Source organism: Comamonas sp. FG99, from assembly GCF_057808605.1.
Window position 1 is genome coordinate 98072 of the sequence record NZ_JBMDII010000001.1, and the last position, 25058, is coordinate 123129.

The following is a 25058-nucleotide window of genomic DNA, read 5'->3' on the forward strand; positions in this document are numbered from 1 at the left end:
CGCGCTCCTAGAGGATGGAAGAAGGGTGCCTGGCCAGCGGCGTCACCGTGATCTTCATGAACGGGAACAGGGGCAGCCGGCTGAGGGTGTCGTGCAGCTCGTCGTTGCTCTGCACGTCGAACACGCTGTAGTTGGCGTATTCGCCCACCACGCGCCACAGGTGCGGCCATTGGCCCGAGCGCTGCAGCGCCTGCGAGTAGGCTTTCTCCTGCTCCTTGATGCGCGCGGCCTCTTCGGGCGGCACGGTGGATGGGATGTCGACGATCATGTGCACCAGGTACAGCATGGTGTTCCTTTCGGTATGAAAACGGCTGCGGTATCAGCGCGCGGAGGCACTGGTCATGGCAAGGGCTGCCTCGGTGGCGCTGGCGGGGGTGCCGCGGCGGTGCCACAGAATGAAGCAGCCCATCGCCAGCGCCGCCACCAGGCCTGGCGCCGCGAATATCAGGAAATTCATCTTCAGCGGCAGGGCTGCGGCCATCAGCGATCCGCCCAGCAGCGGGCCGACGATGGCGCCCGTGCGGCCGACGCCGGAAGCCCAGCCCAGGCCGGTCGAGCGCATGGACAGCGGGTAGAACTGCGCCGTGTTGGCATACAGCAGGATCTGCGTGCCGATGGTGGTGGCACCGGCCACCGCAATCAGCAGGTACAGCACCGGCATCGGGCTGTTGAAGCCCAGCAGCGCGATCGACACCGTGCCCAGCGCGAAGAAGGCCACCACCACCTTGGGCAGGCTGAAGCGGTCGCCCAGCCAGCCGCCGGCAATCGCGCCGACCACGCCGCCGAAGTTCAGCATCAGCAGAAACGACAGGCTGGAGCCCAGGCTGTAGCCGGCGTTGGCCATCAGCTTGGGCAGCCACGAGCCCAGCGCGTACACCATCAGCAGGCAGCAGAAGAAGGACAGCCAGATCATGAAGGTGCCCATGCTGCGCCCCTGCTTGAACAGCTCCAGCATCGGCACGCCCGCGCCCTTGGCGTCGGACTGCACCAGGCGTGCATCCGCCGGCAGCGCCATGGCCGGAGCCACCCTGCGCAGCATCTCGCGGGCCTGGGTCTCCTTGCCCTGGCGCAGCAGGAAGCCCACCGACTCCGGCAGCTTCCACAGGATGAGCGGCAGCAGCACCAGCGGCACCGCCGCGGCGAAGAACATGGACTGCCAGCCAAAGCGCGGCAGCATGTAGATGCCCAGGCCCGCGCACAGCACGCCGCCCAGCGAGTAGCCGCTGAACATCAGCGCCACCAGGGTGCTGCGGGCCCGCCTCGGCGCATACTCGTTCATCAGCGCCACCGCGTTGGGCATCAGGCCGCCGCAGCCCAGGCCGGCGATGAAGCGGAAGATGCCGAACTCGGCCGGCGAGCCGGCAAAGCCGCTCATGAAGGTGGCCAGGCTAAACAGCACGAAGCTGATGGCCACGCCCTTCTTGCGGCCGATGCGGTCCGCCAGCGGGCCGAACACGAAGGCGCCGAACATCATGCCGAACAGCGCATAGCTGCCGAGCGCGCCCGCCTGCACCGGCGTGAGGCTCCACTCCTTCATCAGCACCGGCAGCACCGCGCCGTAGATGAAGAGGTCATAGCCGTCGAACACCAGCAGCAGTGCGCACAGGCAGGTCACCATCCAGTGAAAGCGGGTGAAGCGGGCGTTGTCGATGATCTGATTGATTTCCAGTGTTTTCATGCTTGTCTCCTTGGGTGGATCGCGGCGCGTTCAGCCGAGGTCGCCGCCTGCCACCGGCAGCACGGTGCCGGTGATGTAGCTCGCCTCGCGCGAGGCCAGGAACAGGATCGGCGCCACTTGTTCGTCGAGGCTGCCGTAGCGCTTGAAGAAGGTGGATTCGGTGACCTGCCTGACCGCCTCGCCCATCCAGGCCTTTTCCTGTTCGGTGTCGCCGGCGGCATTGCGCGGAATGCGGCGCGGCGGCGCAGCGGTGCCGCCCGGCGCGGTCGCGGCGACGCGGATGTTGTGCTGGGCATACTCCATCGCCAGCGACTGGGTCAGCGCATTGACGCCGCCCTTGGCCGCCGAGTACGGCACCCGGTGGATGCCGCGCGTGGCGTTCGACGACACATTGACGATGGTGCCGCCGCCGCGCGCCAGCAGGTGCGGCAGCACCGCATGGCAGGCATACAGCGTGGGCATCAGCGAGCGGCGGATCTCGGCGTCGATCTGCTGCGGCTCGAACTCGGCGAACGGCCGCATGCGGATCGCGCCGCCAACCCCGTTGACCAGGATGTCGATGCCGCCGAAGGCCTGCGCGGCAAACGCCATCGCGGCCCGGGCGCCCTCGTAGGTTTCGAGGTCGGCCACGAATCCCGCCGCGCCGGCCCCGCCAAGCTCCGCCGCCACCTCGGCGACGAAGTCCGCACGGTCGACCAGCACCACCTTGCCGCCCTCGGCGGCGATGCCCTGCGCCACGCCACGGCCAATGCCCTGGGCCGCGCCGGTGACGACGACGACCTGGCCTGCGAATCTTTGCCTCATGCTGCGCTCCGCCTAGGCCGCCACGGCCTGGTTGGGGGTGAACTTCTCGTAGTGGAAGCTTGCGGGCGCCATGCCCTCGGACTTGAAGTGCTTTTGCACCGCCTCCACCATGGGCGGCGGGCCGCACAGGTACACGTCCACATTGCCGCCATGCAGCGCCTGCGCGGGCATGTGGTTGGTGACGTAGCCCTGGCGCTCGTGCGCGGTCTGCGGGTCGGCCACGCAGGTGGTGAAGGTGAAGCCCGGGATGCGCCGCGCATACTCCTGCAGGCGCTCGACCAGCACCAGGTCCTGGTCGCGCGTCGCGCCGTAGATCATGTGCACCGGCTGCGCAGTGCCCTGGCGCGCCAGTACCTCCAGCATGGACAGAAAGGGCGCGAGGCCCGTGCCGCCGGCCAGCAGCAGCAGCGGCCGGGCCACCGCCCGCAGGTAGAAGCTGCCCAGCGGCCCCGTCATCTGCAGCTGCTGCCCGGCGCCAGCGCCCTGGAGCCAGGAGCTCATCAGGCCGCCGGGCACCTGCTTGATGAGAAAGCTCATGCGGCGCTCGCCCGGCGCCGAGCTGAACGAGTAGGAGCGGTGCTGGCCGCTGCCCGGCACCGTGATGTTGACGTACTGCCCCGGCAGGAAGGCCGGCGCATCCTGCGCGACGTCGAGCACCAGCTCATAGGCGGCGTCGCTGAACGGCACCACCTCGGCGACCGTGGCGCCGAACTGGGCGGTGCCGGTCTTGCAGGCCGTCGAAGGCACGGGCACCGCGATCACGCAGTCTGACTTGGGCACCATCTGGCAGGTCAGCACCAGGCCCTGCCCGGCCTCGTCCTCGGTCAGAGCGTCCTCGATGTAGTCGTCGCCCAGGTCGTAGGCGCCGCTTTCGGCCTTGCACTTGCAGGTGCCGCAGACGCCGTCGGAGCAGTCCATGGGCAGGTTGATGCGGTTGCGGAACGCGGCATCGAGCACCTTCTCGGTGGCGCCGCAGTCCACGAAGCGGGTGACCCCGTCCTCGAAGTTCAGGGCTATGCGATAGCTGGTCATGGTGATCTCCTTGGCGTCAGATGTGATAGACATCGACCACCTGGCGGATGTAGTCGTTCTTGAGAACGATCTTCTTGCGCGCGATCAGGAAGCCCCCGTCCACCTTGCGCAGCGTTGCGAAGACCGTGCCGAAAAAGTGGTCGGTCTGCTTGTAGCGGTGGCTCAGCGTGTGGAAGTTGTAGCGCACGTCCACCGCATCGCCACTCTCGGCCAGCACCTCCACGTTGGTGATCATGTGGTTGGTGCGCGGCTCGGGCATCGAGGCGCTGGAGCGCTCGGTCTTGATGCGGAAGACCCGGTCTTCCAGGCCGTTGCGGCTCGGGTAGTAGATCAGCGAGATTTCGCTCTGCGGGTCTTCGGTGAGCTGGTCGTCGTCGTCCCAGGCCGGCATCCAGTATTCGGCGTCGGGGGCATACAGCGCAAGCCAGGGCTCCCACTCGCGGTCATCCAGATGGCGTGCCTCGCGGTGGAGGAAGGCGCAGATCGCGCCATGGTCGGCGCGGGTATCGGTGGCGCTCATGGCTGGGCTCCTTCGCGTTCCTGTTGCACGGCCTTGCGCATCGTCTTGGCCCAGTAGTCGTGCTGGCACACGAACAGGCCCTCGTCCTCGCTGCGCTCGCCGCTGAGCAAGGGCTTCATGCCCATTCTTCTGGCGTTCTGGTCGGGGCCCTCGATCCACAGCGGCGCGCCGCGGCTCATGTCGTTCCAGCGCACCGCGCTGCCGGCATAGCCTGCCTGGCAGGCGCGGAACTCCTCCAGGTCGTCCGCCGTGCCCATGCCCGAGACGTTGAAGAAGTCCTCGTACTGGCGGATGCGGATGGCGCGGTCCTCGGCGCTCTCGCCCTTGGGGCCGAAGCAGAAGATGCTGATCTCGGTCTGGTTCACGCTCAGCGGCCGGGCCACGCGGATCTGGGTGCCGAACTGGTCCATCAGGAACACATTGGGATAGAGGCACAGGTTGCGCGTCTGGCTGACGATGATGTCGGCGCGATCCTGCCCCACGCGCTCGGCGAGCTGCTCGCGCTGGTTCCAGATCGGGCGCACCTCGGGGTTCAGCGTCGTGGTCCACAGCAGGATGTGGCCGTTCTCGAAGCCGTAGACGCCGGCCACCGATTTGCTCCAGTTGTTGGCATCGGTGGCCTTGGTGCCCTCGGCGTGGCGGCGGCCCATGGTGGCCGCATAGTTCCAGTGCACGGAGCTGACGTGGTAGCCGTCGCAGCCGTTTTCCATCTGCATCTTCCAGTTGCCGTCGTAGATGTAGCTGGAGTTGCCGCGCAGCACCTCCAGGCCGCCCGGTGCCTGGTCCACGATCTGGTCGATGATGACCCGGGTCTCGCCGAGGTACTCCTCCAGCGGCTGCACATCGGCGTTGAGGCTGCCGAACAGGAAGCCGCGGTAGCTCTGGAAGCGCGCCACCCGGGTCAAATCGTGCGAGCCGTTCTGGTTGAAGGAGACCGGGTATTCGGTGGTCTTCTCGTCCTTGACCTTGAGCAGCTTGCCGCTGTTGTTGAAGGTCCAGCCGTGGAACGGGCAGGTGAAGCTGCCCTTGTTGCCGTGCTTGCGGCGGCACAGCATGGCCCCCTTGTGGGCACAGGCGTTGATCACCGCATGCAGCTCGCCCTGCTTGTCGCGGGTGATGATGATGGGCTGGCGGCCGATCGAGGTGGTGTAGTAGTCGTTGTTGTGCGGAATCTGGCTCTCGTGCGCCAGATAGACCCAGTTCGACTCGAAGAGGTACTTCATCTCCAGCTCGAACAGCTCGGGGTTGGTGAAGATGTCGCGGCGGCAGCGGAAAACGCCGCTTTCCTTGTCGTCTTGCAAGGCTGTTTCCAGCAACTTCTCGACGTCGCCGAACCTGTCGGCAGAGGCAGTCGTGTTCATGGTGGGTCTCCTTGGGGTGCAGCTCTCCCCCGCAACGCCGGTCGCGGTGCGGCAGGGGGTAAATCGGAAGGGCAGGAGCCGCGGTGCACCTGGCAGCTCGTGCCGGGCGGCGCGGCCGTCAGGCGTCAGGCCGCCAGGCGCGGGCGGTTGACGATCTGGTTGTCGACGCCATTGACCAGGGCGCTGAGCGCGATGTCGAACACGATCTCGGCGAACGGCCCGCTCAGGCCGTTGGCCTCGATGCTGGCCGCATCGCTGTGCTCGACCAGCGGCGGCACCAGCCCTTCGCGGGTGGCGTAGGCGAAGTCGTCATACACCAGCGGATCGCCATCGATGTTGATCTGCGTGGTCAGCTTGCGGTGGCCGTCGGCCGTGACGAAGAAGTGGATGTGGGCCGGGCGGTTGCCGTGACGGCCCAGCTGGTTGAGCAGGCCTTGCGTGGGGCCGTCCGGCGGGCAGCCATAGCCCTTGGGCACGATGCTCTGGAACTTGTAGCGGCCCTGCGCATCGGTGATGATGGTGCGGCGCATGTTGAACGGCTTTTGCTCGCCGGTGGGGTCGAAGTGCGAATAAAAGCCCTTGGTGTTGGCATGCCAGACCTCGACCTGGGCGCCGGCCAGCGGCTGGCCGTCCGCGCCGCGCACCGTGCCGTGCATGATCAGGGTCTGGCCTTCCTTGTCGCTGCCGTCGTCCAGGCGCACATAGCCCTGGGCCACCGGCGCGCCGGCAACGTACAGCGGGCCTTCGATGGTGCGCGGCGTGCCGTTCTCGACGCCCAGCGCCCGGTCCTGCGCATCCATGCGCATGTCGAGAAAGCGGTCGAAGCCCAGGCCGGGCGACAGCAGGCCCGCCTCGCTGCTGGCACCGAGCCGGTTCAGGTAGGCAACGCCGGCCCAGTATTCGTCGGAGGTGATTTCCAGGTCTTCGATGGTCTTGAACAGATCCGACAGGATGCGGTGCACGATCTGCTTGGTGCGCGGGTTGCCGCCGCCCTGGTCCAGGCCGCTGGCCAGGCGCAGGAAGTCTTGTACTTCGGCGGTGTTGAAAATCTTGGCTGTCATTGCAGTCTCCTTCGATCGTGGGTGGAAATGGGTGAAGTGGGGCGGATCAGTGGGAAGCCATCGCGGGGCTGGCCGCCGCCACCGCGGCGCCCCGCTGCTTGTCGCGGCGGAAGAACTGGACGCGGTCCTCGTCCAGCGTGATGCCCAGGCCGGGCGCCGTCGGCACCGCGAGCTGGAAATCCCGGTACTGCAGCGGCTGGGCCAGGATCTCCTCGGTCAGCAGCAGGGGGCCGAAGAGCTCGGTGCCCCACTGCAGCTGGCGGAAGGTGGCAAAGGCATGGGCCGCGGCGACCGTGCCCACCGCGCCTTCCAGCATGGTGCCGCCATAGAGTTCGATGCCGGCGGCGTCGGCGATCGCCGCCACCTGCTGCGCGGCCTGCAGCCCGCCGGACTGCTCGGTCTTGACCGCGAACACATCGGCGCCCGCCACGCGCGCCAACGCAAAGGCCGAGGCCGGGCCGGTCAGCGATTCGTCGGCCATCACCGCGATCGGGAAACGCCCCTTCAGCCGCGCCAGCGCATCGGCCGAGGCCACCGGCTGCTCGACCAGCTCGCAGCCGGCATCGACCAGGCCGGCCAGGCCGCGCTGCGCCTGCAGCTCGCTCCAGGCCATGTTCACATCGACCCGCACCGCGCCGCGCTCGCCCAGCGCTTTCTTGATGGCGGCGACGTGGGCCACGTCGGCGGCCACGGCGCGGCGGCCGATCTTGAGCTTGAAGATGTTGTGGCGGCGCTGCGCCAGCATGCGCTCGGCCTCGTCGATGTCCTTGGCAGTATCTCCCGAGGCCAGCGTCCATGCCACCGGCAGGCTGTCGCGCACCCGGCCGCCCAGCAGCTGCGACAGCGGCAGGCCGCAGCGCTGGCCCAGCGCATCGAACAGCGCGGTCTCCACCGCGCACTTGGCGAAGCGGTTGTCGTGGATGGCACGGTGAAGCCTGGCCATGAGGGCCGGCACCTGGCTGGCGTCGGCGCCGAGCAGCAGCGGCGCGAAATAGGTATCGATCGCCAGCTTCATGCCCTCGGGCGATTCCGCGCCGTAAGCCAGGCCGCCGATCGTCGTGGCCTCGCCCACGCCCACCGTGCCGTCGGAGCAGTACAGGCGCACCAGCATCAGGGTCTGGCCGTTCATCGTCGCCATCGACAGCTGGTGCGGCCGGATGGTCGGCAGATCCAGCAAAAAGGTCTCCACCCGCTCGACGAGCGCCGTGGCTGTGCAGGATTGAATGCGTTGCGTGTGTTCCATGGAGTGGATTGAACAACGACAGCCCCCGGTCTATCCAACACCAAATTGGTCTGATTCAATACCTTAAAGATATGAAGCAGAATCAAATCCATAAAAATCAATAAGCTACAATCCGTCAATCCCATTAAGCTATGGTTTTCCCTGATGGATATCCGACAGCTCAAGTACTTTGTCGCGGTGGCCAACGCACGCAACTTCACACGGGCGTCCGAACAGCTGCACATTGCCCAGCCGCCGCTCAGCCGCCAGATCCAGCTGCTCGAAGACGAGCTGGGCGTGCAGCTCATCCTGCGCAACAGCCGGCCGCTGCGGCTGACCGAGGCAGGGCGCATGTTCTACGAGCAGGCGCTGCAGATCATCAACCGCGTCGACCAGCTCAAGACCGCCACCCGCCAGATCGGCCTGAACCAGCGCCAGACCCTGTCCATAGGCTTCGTCGCCTCGACGCTGTACGGCGGCCTGCCCATGCTGGTGCGCAAGCTGCGCCAGCACTACCCGGACGTGGATATCCAGCTGGTCGAGCTCACCTCGATGCAGCAGTTCGTGGCGCTGAAGTCAGGTCGCATCGACGTGGGTTTCGGCCGCATACGCAGCAACGACTCGACGGTGGCGCGCACCGTGCTGCGCGAGGAGCGGCTGGTGCTGGCCATGCCGCCGAGCTCACCGCTGGCCGCCGAGACCAGCCGCATCGGCCTCAAGGCGCTTCAGGGCCACAAGCTCATCGTCTACCCGAAGGAGCCGCGCCCGAGCTTTGCCGACCATGTGCTGGGCCTGCTGAGCGACCAGGGCATCCGGCCCGCCGAGGTGCACGAGGTGCGCGAGATCCAGACCGCGCTGGGCCTGGTGGCCGCCGAGTCGGGCTTGTGCCTGATACCCGCGTCCGCGCGCCTGCGCAGCGACCTGCACTACCGCCTGGTGGACGATCCGCGCGCCACCTCGCCGATCATCTTCACCCACCGCCTCAACGACAACGCCTGGTACATAGACGCCATCAAGCAGCTGGTGGCCGACATGTATGCCGAAAATCCGGCCTGGCTGGACGTGGACCACAACTTCTTTCCCAACGCCAACCTGCCCCAGGCCAGGACCGCGCGCGAGCCGCGCGGCCGCAAGAAAACGCCCGAGCGTCAATAGCCATCGAGCTCGCGCGACAGGGCCTGGAGCCTTGGCAGCGCCTGGTCCGCCCCCAGCTTAGGCCCATGCCCCTGCCCCGGACAAGGTTGCGCAGCCACATGGCCGCCATCAAATCATTGCATATACAATGATTGCAGATACAATAATCTGCCATGACCGCCACCGCCAAGCCGCAAGGCTGCACCAACTTCAAGCTGCGCCAGCTCACCCGCGTGGTATCGCGCCACTACGACGCCTACATCGCCGGCAGCGGGCTCAAGACCTCGCAGTATTCGCTGCTGACGAATCTTGCCGCGCACGGCCCCATCCGGCCGGTCGACCTGGCGGCGCGCATGCGCATGGATGCCTCCACGCTCACGCGCAACCTCAAGCCGCTGATCGCCGAGGGCTGGGTGGAGATGGGCGAAGGCGCCGATGCCCGCAGCCGGCTGCTGACCCTGACCGGCAGCGGCCACGCCAAGCGCGACGAGGCCCGCGCGCTCTGGCGCAAGGCGCAGCTGGCGCTGAACGAGCGCCTTGGCGTGGAGCGCGTGCTCGCGCTGCATGCGCTGCTCGACGATGCCCTGACCGCGCTGGGCGACGAATAGCCGCCGTTCCTTCCGGAGAACCCCCATGTCCCTCACCCGCACCGCCACCTGGCTGCAAGGCCGCGGCATCCACTATGGCTGGCTGGTCGCCGGCATCACCTTTCTCACCATGCTCACCATGGCCGCCGCGCTGGGCCTGCCGGGCGCGATGATCCAGCCGCTGGGCAGGGAGTTCGGCTGGACCACGGAGCAGATCTCGTCGGCGCTGGCGCTGCGCTTCGCGCTGTTCGGGTTGATGGGGCCGTTCGCCGCGGTGCTGATGGAGCGCTTCGGCCTGCGCCCGGTGGTGGTTGCCGGGCTGGCGCTGGTGGGCGGGGCCATGGCCCTGGTCACCATGGCCGACCAGCTGTGGCAGCTGTTCTGGCTGTGGAGCCTGATGCTGGGCGTGGGCACGGGCCTGACGGCGATGGTGCTGGGCGCGGTGGTGGCCAACCGCTGGTTCCAGGCCCGCCGCGGCCTGGTCATCGGGCTGCTGACCGCCAGCTCGGCCACCGGGCAGCTGGCCTTCCTGCCACTGGCGGCGTGGATCATCGAGCACTGGGGCTGGCGCGCCGCCGTGGCGCCCATCGTCGCGATGGCGCTGCTCGTGGGCCTGCTGGCGCTCACCTTCCTGCGCGACCGGCCGGCCGACGTGGGCCTGCGCCCCTACGGCGAGACGCCGGACACCGCACCGCCCGCGGCGCCCGCGATGCGGCTGGACTTCGGCACGCCCTTTCGCGTGCTGCGCGAGGCTGCGGCGAACCGCACCTTCTGGGTGCTCGCGGGCAGCTTCTTCATCTGCGGGTTGAGCACCAACGGCCTGGTGCAGACCCATTTCATCTCGCTGTGCGGCGACAACGGCCTGGGCCCGGTGCCGGCAGCCTCGGTGCTGGCCGCCATGGGCGCCTTCGACTTCGTGGGCACGGTGCTGTCGGGCTGGCTGTCGGACCGCTACGACAACCGCAAGCTGCTGTTCTGGTACTACGGGCTGCGCGGGCTGTCGCTGTTCTGGCTGCCGCACTCGGGCTTCACGCTGGTCGGGCTGGGCGTCTTCGCGATGTTCTACGGGCTGGACTGGATCGCCACCGTGCCGCCCACGGTCAAGCTGGCAGGCGCCGCCTTCGGGCCGCAAAAGGCCGGCATGGTGTTCGGCTGGGTGTTCGCCGCGCACCAGCTCGGCGCGGCCGTGGCCGCCTGGGGCGGCGGCCTGTCGCGCACGCTGCTGCTGACCTACACCCCCGCCCTGTACACCGCCGGCGGCGCATGCCTGCTGGCCGCGCTGCTGGTGCTGCAGGCGCGGCGCCCCGCCGCACCCGCCCAGCCTGGCGCCGCTGGCGCTGCGGGCCCGCAAACCGCCCGCGCCTGAGGATCCGCCATGCCAGCCACCACTCCGCCCAGCCTCGATCCGCGCACCCAGCGCCTGCTCGAAGCGCCCATCGTGCCCACGCTGCTGCGCCTGGCGCTGCCCAACATCGCGGTCATGGCGGCGCAGGCCGCCATCGGCTTGATCGAGACTTACTTCGTCGGCAGGCTCGGCACCGATGCGCTGGCTGGCATAGCGCTGGTGTTTCCGCTGGTGATGCTGATGCAGATGACCTCGTCGGGCGCCATGGGCGGCGGCATGGCCTCGGCCATCGCCCGGGCGCTGGGCGCGCGCCGGCATGAGGATGCGCAGGCCCTGGTCTGGCAGTCGCTGGCCATCGCGCTGGGCTTTGGCCTGGCCTCCACCGCCGCGATGTGGCTGGGCGGGCGCTGGCTGTACGAGCGCATGGGCGGCAGCGGCACGGCGCTGGAGGCGGCGCTGGTGTATTCGCACTGGGTGTTCGGCGGCGCGCTGCTGGTGTGGCTGTTCAATGCGCTGGCCGCGATGGTGCGCGGCACCGGCAACATGGCGCTGCCGGCCAAGGTCACGGTGGTGGGCGTGGTGGCGGTGGTGCCGCTGTCGCCGCTCTTGATCTTCGGCGGCGGGCCGCTGCCGGCGCTGGGCATCGCCGGCGGCGCGCTGGCGCTGCTGCTGTACTACCTGGGCGGCAGCATCGCGCTGCTGCTGTACCTGCGCTCGCCGGCCAGCCTGCTGCGCCCACGCTGGGCCGAGGCACGGCTGCGCTGGCCGCTGATGCGCGACATCCTGCGCGTCGGCCTGCTGGGCGCCATCTCCACCGCGGCCACCAATCTCAGCATCGGCATCGCCACCGCGCTGGCCGGGCGCTGGGGCGCCGGCGCCATCGCCGGCTATGGCACGGCCGCGCGGCTGGAGTACCTGATGGTGCCGCTGGTCTTCGGCCTGGGCGCGCCGCTGCTGGCCATGGTGGGCACCTGCATGGGCGCCGGCCGCAGCGAGCGCGCGCTGCGCGCCGCCTGGGCCGGCGCGGCGCTGGCCTTTGCGCTCACCAGCGCCATCGGCATCGCGGCCGCGCTGTTCCCCGAGGCCTGGCTGCGGCTGTTCGGCAGCGACCCGGCCATGCTCGCGGCCGGCAGCCTGTACCTGCGCACCGTGGGGCCGTGGTATGGATTTTTCGGCCTGGGGCTGGTGCTGTACTTCGCCTCGCAGGGCGCGGGCCGGCTGCTGTGGCCGGTGCTGGCCAACGTGCTGCGCCTGGCGGTGGCCGGCGCCGGCGGCTGGCTGGCGCTGCGGGGCGGCGGAGCGCTGGTGCAGGTGTTCGCCGCGCAGGCGGCGGCGCTGGCGGTTTATGGCATCGTCATCGCCGTCACCATTGCGGGCGGTGCCTGGTTCGGCCGCCCCGGCTGGCCGCGCCACCCGGCGGCGCTGGCGCGCCAGTGGGCGCGCGGCTGACGGCTACGCCGCCTCGCCGGCAGCGGCCTGCCGGATCACGCCCCGCTCCAGCAGCAGCGCGATCTGCTGCTCCGACAGGCCGGCCTCGCCCAGCACCTGCAGCGTGCTCTGGCCGATCTCCTGCGGCCGCAGGCGGTAGCTGGCCGGCGTGCGGCTGAGCTTGATCGGCGAGGCCACCGAGCGGAAGCCGTCCACCTCGGCCACCATGCCGCGGTGCGCGGTATGGGGGTGGGCCAGCGCCTCGACCACGTTGTGGATCACGCCGCAGGGCACGCCCACCGATACCAGCCGCTCGAACAGCGCCTGCGCATCGAAGCCGGCGAAGGCGCGTCGCAGATCCTGCTTGAGCTCGAAGCGGTGCACCGCACGCTGGGCGTTGGTGGCATAGCGCCGATCCTCGGCCAGCTGCGGCTGGCCCACCGCCGCGCACAGGCGCTGGAACTGGCCGTTGTTGCCCACGGCCAAGTAGATCGGCTCGGTGGCGGTGGCGTAGGTGTCGTAGGGCGCGATGTTGGGATGGCCGTTGCCCGAGCGCTGCGGCGCCCGGCCGGTGAACAGCGTGTTGATGGAATGCGGGTACAGCGAGAAGAGCGCGCTGTCGAACAGTGCCGACTCCACCGACTGGCCCCGGCCGCTGCGCTCGCGCTCGTGCAGCGCCATCAGGATGCCGATGACCGCGTTGAGCCCGGTGGTCACGTCGACGATGGGCACGCCCATGCGCGTGGCCACGCCTTCGGGGTCGCCGTTGATGCTCATCAGCCCGCTGAGCGCCTGCACCGCCGCGTCGTAGCCCGGCAGCCCGCCCAACGGGCCGGTGGCGCCGAAGCCGGTCACACGGCAGTGGATGAGGCGCGGAAAGCGCTCGCGCAGCACCTCCTCGTAGCCCATGCCCCAGCGCTCCAGCGTGCCGACCTTGAAGTTCTCGATCAGCACGTCGGCATCCTGCAGCAGCCGCAGCACCACCTCGCGCCCCTCGGGCGCGGACACATCGACGCACACCGTGCGCTTGTTGCGGTTGATGCCGGCAAAGTACGAGGCCATGCCGGCGCCGTCGAACGGCGGCCCCCAAGTGCGGGTCTCGTCGCCCGCCGGGCCCTCGACCTTGATCACGTCTGCGCCGTGGTCGCCCAGGATCTGCGCGCACAGCGGCCCGCCGAGCACGCGCGACAGGTCCACCACTTTCAAACCATCCATGGATGCCATGTCGGCCTCTCCTTTCTATGCCAGGTCCAGTGCCGCCAGCGCGCCGGCCGCATTCCAGTGGGCAGGCCGCTTTTCCTTCGCGGCGCTCACGCCTTCCATCGCCTCCGAGCGCATCTGGCGGGCAAACAGCTCCGCGGCCTCGTCCAGGTAGCCCTGCAGCGCGCTGCTCGCCTGCAGCGGCGCCACGGGCAGCCGGCCCAGCATGCGCTTGGTGCAGGCCGAGGCCTGCGGCGCGGTGGCCAGCACCGACTCCAGCACCTGCCGCGCCAGCGCGCCCAGCGCCTGGGGCGAGTCGGCCAGGTAGTCGAGCAGGCCGATGCGGTAGGCCTCGGCCGCGTCGATGCGCCGCCCGGTCAGCACCAGCCGGCGGGCCGCGGGCAGGCCCAGGCGCGCGGCGACGAAGGGCAGGATCTGCCCCGGCACCAGGCCGATCGCGGCCTCGGGAAAGCCAAACTTCGCCTCGGGCGAGCCGATGGCGATGTCCACCGCGCAGGCCAGGCCCGCGCCGCCGCCCATGGCCGCGCCCTGGATGCAGGCCACGGTCACCTGCGGCAGGTTCACCAGCTGCGTCAGGAACTCGCCGTAGCGGCGGTTGCCGGCGGCGATCGGATCGCGCCCGTCGGGCCCGGCCTCGGCGGCGAGCCTGTCGCCCAGGTTGCCCAGATTGCCCCCGGCGCTGAAGGCCGAGCCCGCCGCCGTGAGCACAATGGCACGCACGCCGCTGTGGCCGGAGGCCTCGGCCACCGCCGCGGACAGCGCCTGCACCATGTCGGCCCCGAGCGGATTGCGGACCTCGCCGCGGTTGAGATGGATACGGGCCACCGGCCCCGTGCGGGACGTGAGCACCCAGGGCTGGCCGTCTTTTTCGTCTTTGGCTTGCATCAGAAACCTCTTTCCACAGAGCTACCTACAATCCTTGCACTATGAGCATGCGCAACCTCGACATCGGCCTGCTGCGCACCTTCGTGGCGGTGGCGGAGCGCGAGAGCTTCACCCACGCCGCCGAGAAGGTCTACCGCACGCAGGCGGCGGTCTCGCAGCAGATGCAGAAGCTCGAGACGGTGCTGGGCTGCGCGCTGTTCGAGCGCGTGGGCCGGCGCAAGAAGCTGACCGTCGAGGGCGTGCGGCTGCTGGAGTATGCGCGCCGCATGGTCGGCCTCAACGACGAGGCCTACCGCGTCATCACCCAGCAGGCGGCGACCCAGCCGGTGAAGATCGGCGCCTGCGCCGACGCGGTGGACACCCTGCTGCCCGCCTACCTGGAGATCTGCGCCGAGAACTTTCCCAACCTGAGCATCGACATCCAGGTCGGGCGCAGCCGCTGGCTGGCATCGGCGCTGCGCAAGGGCGAGATCGAGCTGATGCTGGACATCGCGCCGCACCCCGAGTTCGCGCACACGGTGCTGCGCACCTCGCCGGTGGCCTGGATCGCCGGCGCCCGCTACCACCCGCAGGCCGGCGCCTCGGTGCCGCTGATCCTGATGGAGGCGGCCTGCCCTTTTCGCAGCAGCATGGTGCAGGCGCTGAGCGAGGCCGACATCCCCTGGCATGCGGCCTTCGAGACTTCGACCCTGGCCGGCGTGCGCGCCGCGCTGCGCGCCGGCCTGGGCGTGACCGCGCGCGCGGTGGAGATGCTGGCCCCCGACCTGCGCGTGCTCGACCCGCAGGCCCGCCTGCCGGCGCTGCCGCCGATCAGCTTCTGCCTGTACTGGCGCGCCGACGCCAGCCATGAAAGCGCGATGAAGGTGCGTCACTTGATCGCCCCCCACTAAGAGCTGCTAACACAACCCAGCAAATCGAAGATTTGCGGTTGAGACGAGGCGCGAAGCCGCAGGCAGTACGCTAGTACGACAAGGCGAAGCAACGACGTATCAAGGGTTGTGTTAGCGGCTCTAAGGTTGCTGCATGCCGGCATCGATGATGATCCTGCCCCAGTCCTTGGTGTCGCGCGCCTGCAGCTGCAGCAGGTGCCCGGGCGAGACCGGCGTGGGCACCAGGCCCTTCTTGACGAGGAAGTCCTGCCCCGCGGGCGCATCCAGCGCCTCGCCCACCCAGCGCGACAGCGCGGCCGACACCGGCTGCGGCGTGGTGGCCTTGGCGCTCCAGATGGCGATCCAGGAGCTGACGTCGAAACCCGCATAGCCCAGCTCGGCCACGGTGGGCACATCGGGCAGGCTGGGTATGCGCTGGGCGCTGGACAGGGCCAGCGCCCGCACCGTGCCGGCCTTGATCTGCGGCAGCGCGGTCAGCATGTCGCAGAAGTAATAGTCGAACTGGCCGCCGATCAGGTCCGTCATGGCCTGGGCGCTGCTCTTGTAGGGGACGTTCACCGCATTGAGTTTGGTGAGCTGCTTGAAGCGCTCGCCCGCGATGCGGCCGCCCACGTTGGCGCTGGCGAACGACAGGGTCTGCCCATCCTTGCGGGCCCAGGCCAGGAAGTCCGCGGCCGAGGCCTGGGCGATGCGCTTGGGGTTGACCAGCATCGCATATGGCGTGGTGGCCATGGTGGCCAGCGGCGTGAAATCCTTGTCCGGGTCGTAGGCCAGCTTCTTGTAGATGGTGGCATTGGCCGCGTGGGTGGAGGAGCCCGACACCAGCAGGTTGTAGGCATCGCCGGGCGCCCGCACCACGTACTCGGCGGCGATGTTGCCGTCGGCGCCCGGGCGGTTCTCGACCACCACCGGCTTGCCGCCGCGCTGGGCGATGGCATCGCCCACATAGCGGGCAATCGCGTCCGACGCGCCGCCCGCCGCATAGGCCACGACGATGCGCACCTGCTTGTCGAGCTTGAAATCGGCGCCGCCGCCCTGGGCGAGCGCGGGCAGGCCCGCCGCCATGCCCAGCCCCAGTGCGCCGGCGCCGCGCAGCAGTTCGCGGCGTGACAGCCGCGGCTCGTGATTCGGTATCTGCATGCTCTGTCTCCTTGGTATCGCTGTGGAAAGGCGCTCAGGGCGCCAGGTCTTCGGGGCAATCGATCTCCATGTCCAGCAGCATCTGCGCATAGCACTTGCCCAATGGGTCCGAGCGCAGGCTGCACGAGCCGCCCCCGCCCAGCGCCTGGCGCAGCACGAAGTTGAAGGCCCCCAGGCCCGGCAGCTCGTAGCGCTGCACCGGCCCCTGCACCAGGTGGGCGAAGTACTGCCGCACCCGCTCGGCGCCGAGCTGCTCGCGCAGCACCGGCAGCCACTGCGGCTGGCGGGCCATCAGGCCGATGTTGGCGTCGTCGCCCTTGTCGCCGCTGCGGCCATGGGCGATGCGGCCCAGCGCCACGCGCACCGTGGGGCCGGCGGCGGTTGCAGCCGCCACGGGTTCTGCAGGCTGGTGCGGCACGGCCGGCGCAAGCGCCTGCTCCACGCCTGGGACCGCCAGCGGCGCTGCATCCGGCGCGGCCTGCACCTGCACCGCGACCGCCGCCTTGGGCAGCAGGAAGGAGGCGGTGCGGATGATGCTCTGCACGTCGGAGCGGCCGCCGAAATGGCTGCGCGTGCCCGGCCCCATCGAGGTGCCGGCCGACGAGGCCTCTTTCTGCAAAAAGGCCAGCGCGCGCTTGTCGCGGTGCCGGGCGGCGATGCGCAGCACGATCTCGCGGCTTTCGCTCACACGGCGGTGCGGGCCGTACATGGACTCGGCGCCCAGCAGCTCGACCAGCGTGTCCTCGTAGTCGGCGAAGCCGGCCGCCTGCATCTGGCGGCGGGTGCGCGCCAGCAGCGCATCGGCGGTGCGCTGCGCCTTGGCCAGCGCGCGCTGGCCGCGGATGGCCATCATGATGGCGATCTGCCAGCCCTGCTGGTAGGTGGCGGTCACCTTGTAGCGGCTGCCCGGGGCGCGGCCGCGCGCGCCCTGCACCCGCACCCGCCCGCCCGCCAGGTCGGCGATCTCGACCTGGGTGAAGTCGCAGACCACGTCGGGCAGCTCGTAGGCCGCCGGATCGCCGATCTCGTACAACAGCTGCTCGCCCACGGTCTGCCGCGTGACCAGGCCGCCCGCGCCCTCGGGCTGCGACAGCTCGAAGCCGCCATCGGCCTGCAGCCGCACCAGCGGGTAGCCGATGTCGGCCCAGTCGGGCACCTGCTCCCAGTCGGTGAACAGGCCGCCGGTGGCCTGCGCGCCGCATTCCACCAGGTGGCCCGCCAGGCTGGCCTGCGCAAGCCGGTCGTAGTCCGTCAGGCGCCAGCCGAACTCGTGGATCGCAATGCCCAGCAGCGTGGCGCTGTCGACGCAGCGGCCGGTGACCACGATGTCGGCGCCGCTGGCCAGCGCCTGCGCGATGGGCGCGGCGCCCAGGTAGGCATTGGCCGACATCAGCGCGGGCAGCTCCCCCTGGGGCGCATCGCCCCAGGGCTCGAACTGCGGCTGCAGCGCCAGCACGTCGTCGCCGGTGACGATGGCCACCTTCAGCGCCACGCCCTGCTCCTGCGCCAGCGCCAGCAAGGCATCGCGGCAACCCGCGGGGTTGAGGCCGCCGGCGTTGGAGACCAGGCGCACGCCCTTGGCCTTGATCTCGCGCAGGTGCGGGCCCACGGCCGCGGTGACGAAGTCGGTCGCATAGCCCAGGCCCGGCGCGCGCAGCCGGGCGCGCTGCAAAATGGACATGGTGGTCTCGGCCAGGTAGTCGAACACCAGGTACTGCAGCCCGGGCTGGCGCAGCAGCTGCGGCACGGCGATCTGCGAGTCGCCCCAGAAGCCGCTGGCCCCCCCGATCAGAACGGTCTGCTTCATGGCGTCTCCTTCCCCATCACTTCCAGAACGGCCTGGCCGGCATGCAGCTGCTGGCCCTGGCTGACATGCAATTGCGCGATGCGGCCCGTGCAGGGCGCGGCCAGCGGCATCTCCATCTTCATGGACTCGATCACCACCAGCGGCTCGCCCTGCGCCACCTCCTGCCCTTCGCCGGCCAGCAGCGCGATCACGCGGCCGCTCATCGGCGCGCGCAGCAGGCCGCTCGCCTGCTGGCTGCCCGCTGCGGCGAAGCGCTCCACGCGCTCGAAGACGAAGGCATCCGCGCCGTCCTGCACCCACAGCGGCCCACCGTCCTGCCGCCAGCAGGCCAGCTCGCGGTAGATGCCGGCTATGGCCAGGCCCAGGCGGGCGCCGCCCGCCTCGTCGTGCCAGCGCAGATGGGATATCTGCCAGGTGGAGGTCTGCACCTCCGCATCCGCTGCGGCCTTGCCCGCTGCGCGCTCGCTGCACTGCAGCGCCAGCCCGGCGGCACTCGGCGCCAGCGTGCATTGCATCGTCTTGCCATCCGCGCCGGCCGTGGTGTCGCGCAGCCACAGCGAGCGCCCGCCCAGGCGCTCGGCAAGCCCGGCCGCCGCGGACTTGACCGCGCCGCCAAGCACCAGCGCCGCCGCGGCCAGCGCATGGGCCGAAGGCTCGCGCCGCCAGAAGGGCTGCTGCAAATCCTCCTGCGCCAGGAAGTCGGTGGTCACCTCGCCAGCCGCAAAGCGCGGGTGGCGCAGGCAGCGCGCCAGAAAGCCCAGGTTGCTGCGCACGCCCAGCACGGTGGTGCGCTCGCAGGCCCGCGCCAGCTGGGCGATGCAGGCCGCGCGGCTCTCGCCCCAGGCCATGAGCTTGGCCACCATCGAGTCGTAGAACGGGCTGATCGCCATGCCGCTGGCAAGCGCCGTATCCGTGCGGATATCGGCGGGCGGGCGCCAGTCGCCCACCGTGCCCACCTGCGGCAAAAAGCCGGCCCAGGGGTCTTCGGCACACAGGCGCAGCTCGATCGCGTGGCCCTTGAGCTTCACATCCTGCTGGCCGAATGCCAAGGCCTCGCCCTGGGCCACGCGGATCTGCTGCTCCACCAGGTCGAGCCCGGTCACCAGCTCGGTCACGCCGTGCTCCACCTGCAGCCGGGTGTTCATCTCCATGAAGTAGAAGCGCTGGTGCTCGTCGAGCAGAAATTCGAGCGTGCCCACGCCGGTGTAGCCAATGGCCTCGCAGGCCTGGCGCGCCACCTGGCCCATGGCCTCGCGCAGCGCGGCATCGACCGCGGGTGAAGGCGCCTCCTCGATCAGTTTCTGGAAGCGCCGCTGGGTGGAGCAGTCGCGCTCGCCCAGGTGCAGGCAGCGGCCGTGCTCGTCGCACAGCACCTGCACCTCGATGTGCCGGCCGCGCTCGATCGCGCGCTCGATGATGATCTCGCCCGAGCCGAAGGCGCCCGCCGCCTCGGACTGCGCCTGGCGGAACATCTCGGCCAGCGCGCCCGGCTCGCGCACCACGCGCATGCCGCGCCCGCCGCCCCCGGCCGCGGCCTTGAGGATGACCGGAAAGCCGATGCGCCCGGCCGCCGCGGCGACCTGCTCTGGCGTGGCGCAGCCCTGCTCGCCCGGCACCGTGGGCACGCCTGCGGCCTGCATGGCCTGCTTGGCCTGGGCCTTGTTGCCCATGAGCGCGATCGCCCGCGCCGACGGGCCGACGAAGACCAGGCCCGCATCGGCCACGGCCTGGGCGAACTCGGCGTTCTCGGACAGAAAGCCGTAGCCCGGGTGGATGGCCTGGGCGCCGCTGCGGCGGCAGGCCTCGATCAGCGCCGCGCCGTTGCGGTAGCTCTGCTCGGCCGGCGTGGGGCCGATGTGCACGGCCAGGTCGGCGGCGCGCACATGGGGGCTGTGCGCGTCGGCGTCGGAATACACGGCCACCGTGCGCAGGCCCATGCGCCGTGCGGTGCGCAGTATGCGCAGGGCGATCTCACCCCGGTTGGCCACAAGCAGCGTGTCGAAACGCATGGTGCCTCCTCCGCTCAGGCCCGCTTGGGCAAAGTGCCCATGTGCTTGCAGATGATGGTCAGCATGATCTCGTCGGCGCCGCCGCCAATCGAGATCAGGCGCAGGTCGCGCCAGGCGCGCGAGACCTTGTTCTCCCAGGTGAAGCCCATGCCGCCCCAGTACTGCAGGCACGAATCGGTCACCTCGCGGCACAGGCGCCCGGCCTTGAGCTTGGCCATCGAGGCCAGCTCGGTCATGTCACCGCCGCCCATGTGCACCTGGGCCGCGCGGTAGATCAGCGCGCGCAGCAGCTCCACCTCGGTCTTGAGCTCGGCCAGGCGGAAATGCACCGCCTGGTTGTCGAGGATGGAGCGGCCGAAGGCCTTGCGCTGGCGCGTGTACTCGATGGTCTCGTTGATCACGTTGGACAGCGCGGTCACCCGCCGGGTGGCGCCGCTCAGGCGCTCTTCCTGGAACTGGCGCATCTGGTAGGTGAAGCCCTTGCCCTCCTCGCCGATGCGGTAGCGCTGCGGCACGCGCACTTCGTCGAAGAAGACCTGGGCGGTGTCGGAGGCCCACATGCCCACCTTCTTGATCTTCTGCATGCTGATGCCGGGGCGCAGCTTGCCGTTTTCGCGCAGCGGCAGGCAGATCAGCGACTTGTTGCGGTGCACGTCGCCATCGCTGGTGTTGGCCAGCAGGCACATCCAGTCGGCCTGGGTGCCGTTGGTGATCCACATCTTGGAGCCGTTGATCACGTAGTCGTCGCCGTCCTTGCGCGCCGTGGTCTTGAGCGAGGCCACGTCCGAGCCCGCGCCCGACTCGGATACGCCCAGGCAGACCACCTGCTCGCCCGCCACCGTGGGCTTGAGGAACAGCTCGCGCAGCTCGTCGGAGCCAAAATGCGTGAGCGCCGGCGTGGCCATGTCGGTCTGCACCGCGATGGCCATGCCCACGCCCCCCGAGCTGATGCCGCCGATGGCCTCGCAGAACGCGATCTCGTAGCTGTAGTCCAGCCCCATGCCGCCGAACTCCAGCGGCTTGTTCACGCCCAGGAAGCCCGCCGCGCCCAGCTTCTTGAACACTTCGTGCGCGGGGAAGATCTCGGCCGCCTCCCACGCGTCCACATGCGGCTCGATCTCGCGCTCGATCAGCTTGCGCACGCTGTCCTGCAGGGCGATGTGCTCGGGTGTCATCATGATCCGGTCTCCTTATGGAAAAAAATGAGAGCTACTGGCGCCTGCCATTCCTTGATTTCAGAATGGAAAGCACCTAAAAACCTTGCTCATCAATCGCGAGCAGCTCACTTTTTCAAAGCTGCTGCGCCGCTCGTGCTACAGCCGCGCCACGCCGAACTGCATGGGCTGCAGCGCACGGGCGCGGGCATCCAAGGCGGTGGCCAGCGCCATGCCCAGCCAGGCGCGGGTTTCGCGCGGATCGATCACACCGTCGTCCAGCAGCAGGCTGCTGGTGTGGATGGCGCTGGACTGCGATTCGAAGGTGTCGACGATGGCCCGGCTCTCGGCCGCCAGCGCGGCCTCGTCGAGCTGCCTGCCGCCGCGCCTGGCCGCGTTCTCGGCCACGGTGCGCATGGTCATCGCGGCCTGCTCGCCGCCCATCACCGCCGTCCTGGCGTTGGGCCAGGAGAACAGCAGGTCTGGCTTGAAGGCGCGCCCGCACATGCCGTAGTTGCCGGCGCCGTACGAGGCGCCGCACAGCACGGTGAAGCGCGGCACCGGCGCATTCGACAGTGCCTGGATCAGCTTGGCGCCGTGCTTGATCATGCCGGCCTCTTCGTGCCTGCGCCCCACCATGAAGCCGGTGATGTTCTGCAAAAAGACCAGCGGCCGGCCCAGCTGCACGCACAGCTGGATGAACTGCGCCGCCTTATTGGAGCCATCGCTGTCGAGCGGGCCGTTGTTGGTCAGGATGCCCACCGCTCGGCCCTCGATGGCCGCGTAGCCGCAGACCGTGGCCGGGCCGAACGCCTCTTTGAAGGCATGGAACTCGGAGCCATCCACCAGCCGCGCGATCACCTCGCGCATGTCCACCGGCGTGCGCATCTCGGCCGGCATCAGGCCCAGCAGCTCGTCGGCCTCGTGCAGCGGCGGCCGGGCCTGCATGGCGGATGGCGCCGGCGCGCCCTGCCAGCCAATGCGCTGCAGGATCTCGCGCACCCGCATGATGCCGTCCAGGTCGTTGTCGGCCACATAGTCGGCCAGGCCCGAGGCCGCGGCATGCATGTCGGCGCCGCCCAGCTCCTCGTCGCTCGCCTCCTCGCCGGTCGCGGCCTTGAGCAGCGACGGCCCGGCCAGGTAGGCATGGGCCTGGCCGCGCACCATCACCACATAGTCCGACAGGCCCGGCAGGTAGGCGCCGCCGGCGGCCGACGAGCCATGGATCAGCGCCACCACCGGCAGCCCCGCCGCCGACAGCCGCGCCAGGTTGTAGAACATGCCGCCGCCCACGACGAAGCGCTCGACCCGGTACTTGCGCAGGTTGCCGCCGGCGCTCTCCACCAGCTGCACGAAAGGCAGCTTCTGGGCCAGCGCGATCTCCTGCGCGCGGATCAGCTTTTGCCCGGTCAGCGCCTGCATCGCGCCGGCGCTGATGCCCGAGTCGTTCACCGCCACCATGCAGCGCACGCCGCTGATGTGGCCTATGCCCACGATCAGCGCGCTGCCCGGCACGCTGGTGGCCGGGTCGGGGTCTTCCAGGCCGCAGTAGCCCGCCAGCGCCATCAGCTCGTAGAAGGGTTGGTCGGCATCGAGCAGATGCGCCAGCCGCTCGCGCGGCAGCAGCTTGCCCTGCGCATGGAAATGTTTGGCCGAGCGCGCCGAACGGTCCACCGCCCGCTGCTCCAGCCGCCTCAGCTCATCGATACGCTCCAGCATGTGCGAGCGGTTGCGCTGCGCGCCGCCGCCTGCCTGCCCGGTGCCTGCTCCATCTGCCATTGTGTGCCTCTGCCCATGGATTGATGCGGTCCATCATTGCAGAGGCGGCGCCTGGTTTCCAACAATTACTTGGGGCGCGATGCATAAGAGGTGTTTATGGATCAGGCCTGCCGCCCGCCAGCCTTCTTGCGCTGCAGGAAGGCGTTCATGTGGTGCTGGGGCTCGCCGGTCTTGAAGGCTGCGCCGAACTCGGCCACGCTGTCGCCGATGGCGGCGTCCAGCGCCATGCCCTCCCAGCGGCGCAGCAAACGCTTTTGCTGGCGCAGCACCACCGGGCCGATCTCGGCCAGGCCGGCGGCCACTTCCAGGATGCGCGCGTCCAGCCTGTCTTGCGGCACGCATTCGTTGATCAGCCCCCATTGCTGGGCCTGCGTCGCGGGGATGTTCTCGCCGGTCAGCAGCAGCCAGGCGGCGCGGGTGGAGCCGATCTGCGCGGGCATCATCGCCGCGTGGATCACCGACGGGATGCCGACCTTCACCTCAGGCATGCCAACCACCGCGTTGTCGGCCGCGATGCGGATGTCGCCGGCCATCGCCAGCTCCAGGCCGCCGCCCAGGGTGTGGCCTTCGAGCCGCACGATGACCGGCACCGGAAAATGCCGCACCGCGTTGCACAGGTCGCGCAGCGCGCTGATGAACACGCGGCCGCTGGCGGCGGTGAGCGCGGCCAGCTCCTTGATGTCGGCGCCGGCCACGAAGGCGCGCGCGCCCGAGCCGCGCAGCACCAGGCAGTGCAGCGCCTGGTTCTCGGCCAGCTCGCCGATCTGCGCGGTGAGCGCATGGATCACCGGCGTGCTCAACACGTTGAGCACGCCGGCACCGGTGATGGTGAGCACGGCGGTGGCGGGGGTGGGATAGGTGACTTGGCAGTACATATTCGGTTCTCTATTGCATTGGGGAATACTTCAGGCGGTTTTGCAATCGCGGCGAGAACGCGACGCGAAGCTGCAGACAGTACAAGTGGCACGGCAAAGCGAAGCAACAAAGTTATCGCCGCGATTGCAAAACCGCTAATTCAGTTTCTCGAAGCCAATTGCTTTTATCAGCCTGGCCCAGGCTTGGTTCGATCGAGCCACGGTCTCGCCGAACTGCTGCGGCGTCTGGTAGTCGACGATCGCGCCTTGCTGCTCTATGGCCTTGACCAGCTCGGGGTTGCGCAGCGTCTGCTGCATCGCCGTACTGAGCTTGGCCAGCACGGCAGGATCGAGGTGCGCCGGTGCGCCCAGACCGTACCACGACATGTCGTTCATGGGCTTGAGCCCGGCTTCGGCATAGGTGGGCACACCCGGCAGCTGCGGCAGGCGCCGCGGGCTGGACACCGCCAGCGCCCGCAGCTGCTTGCCGGCGATCAGGGCGCCCGACGAGGGCATGTTGTCGAACACCACGTCGATCTGCTGGGCCATCAGGTCGTTGAGGGCCGGGCCCAGGCCCTTGTAGGGCACATGGGTGATGCGCGTGTGCGTGGTGTTGCCGAACAGCGCGCCGCTCAGGTGACTCAGGCCGCCGTTGCCGGATGAGCCGTAGTTGAGCTTGCCGGGCGATTTGCGCGCGGCCTCGATCACGTCCTGTGCCGTCTGGTAGGGCGAATGGGGGCTCACCACCATCACGCCGGGCACGTTGGCGATGTTGGTGACGGGCGTGAAGTCCTTCACCGGGTCGTAGGCCGGCCTGGCGTAAACGTTGGGGTTCACCGCGTGCGAGCTTTCCACCATCATCACCAGCGTATAGCCGTCGGCCGGCTGCTTGGCCGCGTACAGCGAGCCGGTGCTGCCGCCCGCGCCGGGCCGGTTCTCGACGATGACCGATTGCCCCAGCGCCTCGCCAAGATAGCGCGCCGTCACGCGGGCGATCACGTCGGTGGCGCCGCCCACGGCGTAGGGCACGACCAGACGCACCGGACGTTCGGGGTAGCCGGCCGCCTGGGCCAGCGGCAGGGTCGCGAGGCACAGCGCCAGCGACAGCAGGGGTTTGGCCATGGATTCGGCAATGGGCATCAGTAGT

22 protein-coding genes are annotated in these 25058 nt (G+C 69.4%); 5 read left to right on the top strand and 17 right to left on the bottom strand.

Features of this window, described 5'->3' with window-relative positions:
* Nucleotides 1-7 precede the first annotated feature (7 nt).
* From catC to ACODRX_RS00465, 8 genes are all read right to left on the bottom strand, one after another.
* On the bottom strand, nucleotides 8-286 hold the full coding sequence (catC, locus tag ACODRX_RS00430; protein ID WP_488868910.1) for a muconolactone Delta-isomerase: 279 nt from the start codon (nucleotides 284-286) through the stop codon (nucleotides 8-10).
* Nucleotides 287-319: 33 nt separating this feature from the next.
* Nucleotides 320-1678 (bottom strand): MFS transporter, encoded by a 1359-nt coding sequence (locus ACODRX_RS00435; protein WP_488868912.1) that lies wholly within the window; start codon nucleotides 1676-1678, stop codon nucleotides 320-322.
* A gap of 30 nt (nucleotides 1679-1708) precedes the next feature.
* Nucleotides 1709-2482, bottom strand: coding sequence for a benzoate diol dehydrogenase BenD (gene benD / locus ACODRX_RS00440; protein ID WP_488868914.1), 774 nt, complete (start codon nucleotides 2480-2482; stop codon nucleotides 1709-1711).
* Nucleotides 2483-2494: 12 nt separating this feature from the next.
* Nucleotides 2495-3514, bottom strand: coding sequence for a benzoate 1,2-dioxygenase electron transfer component BenC (gene benC, locus ACODRX_RS00445; protein WP_488868916.1), 1020 nt, complete (start codon nucleotides 3512-3514; stop codon nucleotides 2495-2497).
* Nucleotides 3515-3530: 16 nt separating this feature from the next.
* Complete coding sequence (gene benB / locus ACODRX_RS00450; protein ID WP_488868918.1) at nucleotides 3531-4034, bottom strand: benzoate 1,2-dioxygenase small subunit; 504 nt, start codon at nucleotides 4032-4034, stop codon at nucleotides 3531-3533.
* Nucleotides 4031-5395 (bottom strand): Rieske 2Fe-2S domain-containing protein, encoded by a 1365-nt coding sequence (locus ACODRX_RS00455; protein WP_488868920.1) that lies wholly within the window; start codon nucleotides 5393-5395, stop codon nucleotides 4031-4033. Before ACODRX_RS00455 ends, benB begins: the two co-directional genes overlap by 4 nt.
* A 125-nt stretch (nucleotides 5396-5520) precedes the next feature.
* Entirely contained in the window at nucleotides 5521-6456 is a 936-nt protein-coding gene (gene catA, locus ACODRX_RS00460) for a catechol 1,2-dioxygenase (RefSeq protein ID WP_488868922.1), read from the bottom strand.
* A gap of 46 nt (nucleotides 6457-6502) precedes the next feature.
* Nucleotides 6503-7699, bottom strand: coding sequence for a muconate/chloromuconate family cycloisomerase (locus ACODRX_RS00465; RefSeq protein WP_488868924.1), 1197 nt, complete (start codon nucleotides 7697-7699; stop codon nucleotides 6503-6505).
* A gap of 144 nt (nucleotides 7700-7843) precedes the next feature.
* Here ACODRX_RS00465 and ACODRX_RS00470 point away from each other — a divergent pair, with 144 nt between their 5' ends.
* From ACODRX_RS00470 to ACODRX_RS00485, 4 genes are all read left to right on the top strand, one after another.
* Nucleotides 7844-8833, top strand: a complete 990-nt coding sequence (locus ACODRX_RS00470) for a LysR family transcriptional regulator (RefSeq protein ID WP_488868926.1) — start codon at nucleotides 7844-7846, stop codon at nucleotides 8831-8833.
* 152 nt (nucleotides 8834-8985) lie between these two features.
* Complete coding sequence (locus ACODRX_RS00475) at nucleotides 8986-9420, top strand: MarR family winged helix-turn-helix transcriptional regulator (protein WP_488868928.1); 435 nt, start codon at nucleotides 8986-8988, stop codon at nucleotides 9418-9420.
* A 25-nt stretch (nucleotides 9421-9445) separates the two neighbouring features.
* Complete coding sequence (locus ACODRX_RS00480; protein WP_488868930.1) at nucleotides 9446-10765, top strand: MFS transporter; 1320 nt, start codon at nucleotides 9446-9448, stop codon at nucleotides 10763-10765.
* Nucleotides 10766-10774: 9 nt separating this feature from the next.
* Entirely contained in the window at nucleotides 10775-12193 is a 1419-nt protein-coding gene (locus tag ACODRX_RS00485; RefSeq protein WP_488868932.1) for an MATE family efflux transporter, read from the top strand.
* A gap of 3 nt (nucleotides 12194-12196) precedes the next feature.
* On the opposite strand, the gene ACODRX_RS00490 is transcribed toward ACODRX_RS00485, so the two are convergent.
* Both ACODRX_RS00490 and ACODRX_RS00495 read right to left on the bottom strand, forming a co-directional pair.
* Nucleotides 12197-13396: a CaiB/BaiF CoA transferase family protein gene (locus ACODRX_RS00490; RefSeq protein WP_488868934.1), complete on the bottom strand. Its 1200-nt coding sequence runs from the start codon at nucleotides 13394-13396 to the stop codon at nucleotides 12197-12199.
* Nucleotides 13397-13411: 15 nt separating this feature from the next.
* Nucleotides 13412-14278: an enoyl-CoA hydratase/isomerase family protein gene (locus tag ACODRX_RS00495; RefSeq protein ID WP_488868936.1), complete on the bottom strand. Its 867-nt coding sequence runs from the start codon at nucleotides 14276-14278 to the stop codon at nucleotides 13412-13414.
* A 47-nt stretch (nucleotides 14279-14325) separates the two neighbouring features.
* On the opposite strand from ACODRX_RS00495, the gene ACODRX_RS00500 reads away from it, so the two are divergent.
* On the top strand, nucleotides 14326-15168 hold the full coding sequence (locus tag ACODRX_RS00500) for a LysR substrate-binding domain-containing protein (RefSeq protein WP_488868938.1): 843 nt from the start codon (nucleotides 14326-14328) through the stop codon (nucleotides 15166-15168).
* Between the two features lie 120 nt (nucleotides 15169-15288).
* Here the strand turns inward: ACODRX_RS00500 and ACODRX_RS00505 are convergent, their stop codons facing one another.
* From ACODRX_RS00505 to ACODRX_RS00535, 7 genes are all read right to left on the bottom strand, one after another.
* Nucleotides 15289-16308 (bottom strand): Bug family tripartite tricarboxylate transporter substrate binding protein, encoded by a 1020-nt coding sequence (locus tag ACODRX_RS00505; protein ID WP_488868940.1) that lies wholly within the window; start codon nucleotides 16306-16308, stop codon nucleotides 15289-15291.
* A gap of 34 nt (nucleotides 16309-16342) precedes the next feature.
* Entirely contained in the window at nucleotides 16343-18115 is a 1773-nt protein-coding gene (locus tag ACODRX_RS00510) for an acyclic terpene utilization AtuA family protein (protein WP_488868942.1), read from the bottom strand.
* Nucleotides 18112-20124, bottom strand: coding sequence for an acetyl/propionyl/methylcrotonyl-CoA carboxylase subunit alpha (locus ACODRX_RS00515; RefSeq protein WP_488868944.1), 2013 nt, complete (start codon nucleotides 20122-20124; stop codon nucleotides 18112-18114). The genes ACODRX_RS00510 and ACODRX_RS00515 overlap by 4 nt, the downstream gene beginning before the upstream one ends.
* Nucleotides 20125-20138: 14 nt before the next feature.
* Nucleotides 20139-21305: an acyl-CoA dehydrogenase family protein gene (locus tag ACODRX_RS00520; RefSeq protein WP_488869251.1), complete on the bottom strand. Its 1167-nt coding sequence runs from the start codon at nucleotides 21303-21305 to the stop codon at nucleotides 20139-20141.
* Between the two features lie 132 nt (nucleotides 21306-21437).
* Entirely contained in the window at nucleotides 21438-23057 is a 1620-nt protein-coding gene (locus tag ACODRX_RS00525) for an acyl-CoA carboxylase subunit beta (RefSeq protein ID WP_488868946.1), read from the bottom strand.
* A 101-nt stretch (nucleotides 23058-23158) separates the two neighbouring features.
* Nucleotides 23159-23932: an enoyl-CoA hydratase gene (locus ACODRX_RS00530; protein ID WP_488868948.1), complete on the bottom strand. Its 774-nt coding sequence runs from the start codon at nucleotides 23930-23932 to the stop codon at nucleotides 23159-23161.
* Between the two features lie 135 nt (nucleotides 23933-24067).
* Nucleotides 24068-25051 (bottom strand): Bug family tripartite tricarboxylate transporter substrate binding protein, encoded by a 984-nt coding sequence (locus ACODRX_RS00535; protein WP_488868950.1) that lies wholly within the window; start codon nucleotides 25049-25051, stop codon nucleotides 24068-24070.
* Nucleotides 25052-25058 lie beyond the last annotated feature (7 nt).